This window comes from Limosilactobacillus gorillae, from assembly GCF_001293735.1.
GTDB lineage: Bacteria > Bacillota > Bacilli > Lactobacillales > Lactobacillaceae > Limosilactobacillus > Limosilactobacillus gorillae.
Map to the genome: position 1 here is coordinate 1 of NZ_BCAH01000029.1, position 2,805 is coordinate 2,805.

The following is a 2,805-nucleotide window of genomic DNA, read 5'->3' on the forward strand; positions in this document are numbered from 1 at the left end:
CGGGATTAACGGAATTTTGGGAGTACCTTTAGCAGAATTAAAAAAACGCGGAGGACTCTCAAATACGTCAACAACAGTTATTGAAACCACCGACCAAGTGCACTTTAACCTGGTTAAATGGAATGACACATCGTATTTGCACCGTAGCAAAGCAGATCCAACGGACACGGTATAACGGGGTGAAATAGTAATGGAAAAAGAAGCAAAGCAACAAGAAGTCCAAAAGCGTCAATCAGAACAACTTGTGCACCAATTAGTTGCTGCTATCGACGCAGACCCAAACAAGTTCAATAATTACTACGAGTTGGGCTCACTCTTAACCCGCCTTCACGATTATGAGCAGGCAGAAGAACTTTTCTTAAAGGCACTAGGACTGTTTGAAACTCGTGGGGATGAACGGGCAGTGACCTTCTTGAAGTATGGGCTGGGGAATCTGTATTACGAGGTTGACCAGGTTGATAAGGCCATTGAATACTATAACCAGATCGAAGATGAGAAGATGAAGGCCGATGCCTATCTGATGCTAGCCCAGTCCTACGTTAAAAAGGGTCAGTATAAGCAGGCCGTGATGTACGGTTTAACTGCCCATGAACTAGAAGAAAATGACCCGGAAATCAGTCAGGTCTTAGGTGATGCCCTTCTGGCGCTCGGTGAATTTACCCAGGCCAAGAAGTACTATGACCGGATTTTAGTTCGCCACCCGGGGCGGGCGGATACCCAATTCAACCGTGGACTGGTGGCCATGGCACTTGGAGAACCCTACCAGGGCTTTTTGGAACAAGCACAACAACTAAATCCGGATTACTATAAGAAGAGCGAAAAGCGGATTGCTGAGATTGAAAAAACCTTACAGGAGTTGGGCGATAAGGGGGATCGCTAAATGGTGTATCGGGATTATACCCAGCCAGTAATCCATGATGAAAAGGTCCAAGAGACGGGACCAACCCATTTTACGGGGCGGGTGCGAAAAGTTATCTTTTCCAACCCGCCCTTTGGTATTCTGGCGGTGACGGTGTTGACTGCAGCCTTTGATTGGGACACGGAGGAGATCACCGTTAAGGGGAATGTTGGTGAGATCAATGAGGGCGATGAGTTTGAATTCGAAGGGCAAGTTGTCAACAATTCCCGTTATGGTTTTGAGTTTGACTTTACGGGTTTTCGCCACCAACTTCCCCACGATCAAAGTGAATTAGCCGCCTTTTTGAAGAAGAACAAGGTGGAGGTCAGCGATCAAAAGCAGGTGGCCAAGTGTATTTATGACGCCCTGGGTGAGCAGGCGATGAGCACCTTGATCGGGGATGCAGATGCTGTTGAATTGGTCGGCGGCCTTACGGAAGACGACATGGACAAGCTCAGGACCTTTTTTAAACGTCTTGTTAAGGATGATCAATCTAGCAAGGCAAATCGACGTTTGATGCAACTGGGCTTTTCGGCCTGGATGATCCGTCGGCTGCAGGATCATTACCAGGGGCGGATCTTAAAGATCTTAGATGAAAATATCTATCAGGTTGTGGCCGACTACGAGCAGCTGGGAATTGGCTTTCGCCAGATTGATGAAGCGGCCCGCCAATACCAGGGGGTGGCAATTGATGATCCACGTCGCATTGATGGGGCCCTATTATTTGCTGCCTTTTCCCTGGTTACCGAGAACTCCGGCTCTTTTGTATCCCCTGACTTACTCTTGAACCGAGCTAAGAGTCTCTTGAGTCAGGGCGCTGCAACGGTCGACCAGAAGATGCTGACCTCGCGGTTGGGAATTTTACTGACGCAAAAGAAGCTTTATCAGGAGCCAGAAACAGGAATCTACCCGGCCCTTTTTTACCACGCCGAAAACCTGATTGTCAGCCGCCTTCACCAGATGATGGCTATGGCCCCCAAGCAAAGTGACAAACAAAAGAGGCGGATTGAAAAGATTGTTGATCGGGTGGCCAAGGAGCAGAACGTTGATTATGATGATCAGCAACGTACCGCTATCCAGATGGCCCTTGAATCACCAGTGGTACTTTTAACCGGGGGACCAGGGACCGGAAAGACAACAATTTTAAACGGAATTGTTCGGGCCTACCAGCTCCTGTTAAAAAAAGAGGGGGTTAAGGGCCATACGTGGAGCGACGGTGAGCAGGTTCAGCTTGTGGCCCCGACTGGGCGAGCAGCTAAGCAGGCCCGCCAGGCGATCACTGGCGAAGGCGTTGCTGCATCGACGATCCATCATTTTTTGGGGATTGCGACCGATAACGCCGCTGCTAAGCTAATTGAAAAGCCAGCGCCCTTAGAAAATAAAGGCCAAATGCTTGTGATCGATGAGATGTCAATGACCTCTACCCTGTTGATGGGGGGATTGATGGCCGTTATTCCAAGTAATATTCACCTGGTCTTGGTGGGGGACTTCGACCAGCTTCCTTCGGTCGGCCCTGGTCAGGTCTTTCGTGACCTCTTGGAGTCGAACTGTCTACCTCAGGTTCGTTTGGAACGAATCTACCGTCAGGATACTGACTCATCCTTAATTCCCTTGGCTCAGCGGATCAATAAGGGGGACGTTGATGAATCCTTTATTGCCCCAAGTCCGGCAACCAAGTACCCAAAGCGTATCTTCGTAACGACCCCGGCTCAGAATGTTCCTGCCCGGGTTGGCCAGCTGGTGGATGCTTACCTAAATGGCCATGATTTAGATATTCAAGATATTCAGATTTTGACCCCCCTCCGGCGGCACCGCGACATGCTTAATAGCTACCTGCAAGAGCATTTGAACCCGACAAGTTTAAATCCAGCTACTTACCGGCTACGTAGCCGTGAGCTACGGGTTGG

2 protein-coding genes and 1 pseudogene are annotated in these 2,805 nt (G+C 49.3%); all 3 read left to right on the top strand.

The annotated features are described in order from the left end of the window. A pseudogene (locus AOQ57_RS08305) lies at positions 1-175 on the top strand (histidine phosphatase family protein); the annotation flags it as partial. 15 nt (positions 176-190) lie between these two features. After that, the gene (locus AOQ57_RS05600) at positions 191-880 is read left to right on the top strand and encodes a tetratricopeptide repeat protein (protein ID WP_093626024.1); all 690 of its coding nucleotides are present in this window, start codon (positions 191-193) and stop codon (positions 878-880) included. After that, positions 881-2,805: AAA family ATPase (locus AOQ57_RS05605; protein ID WP_093626026.1), on the top strand; the 1,925-nt coding region annotated here is incomplete at its 3' end. It abuts the gene before it with no gap.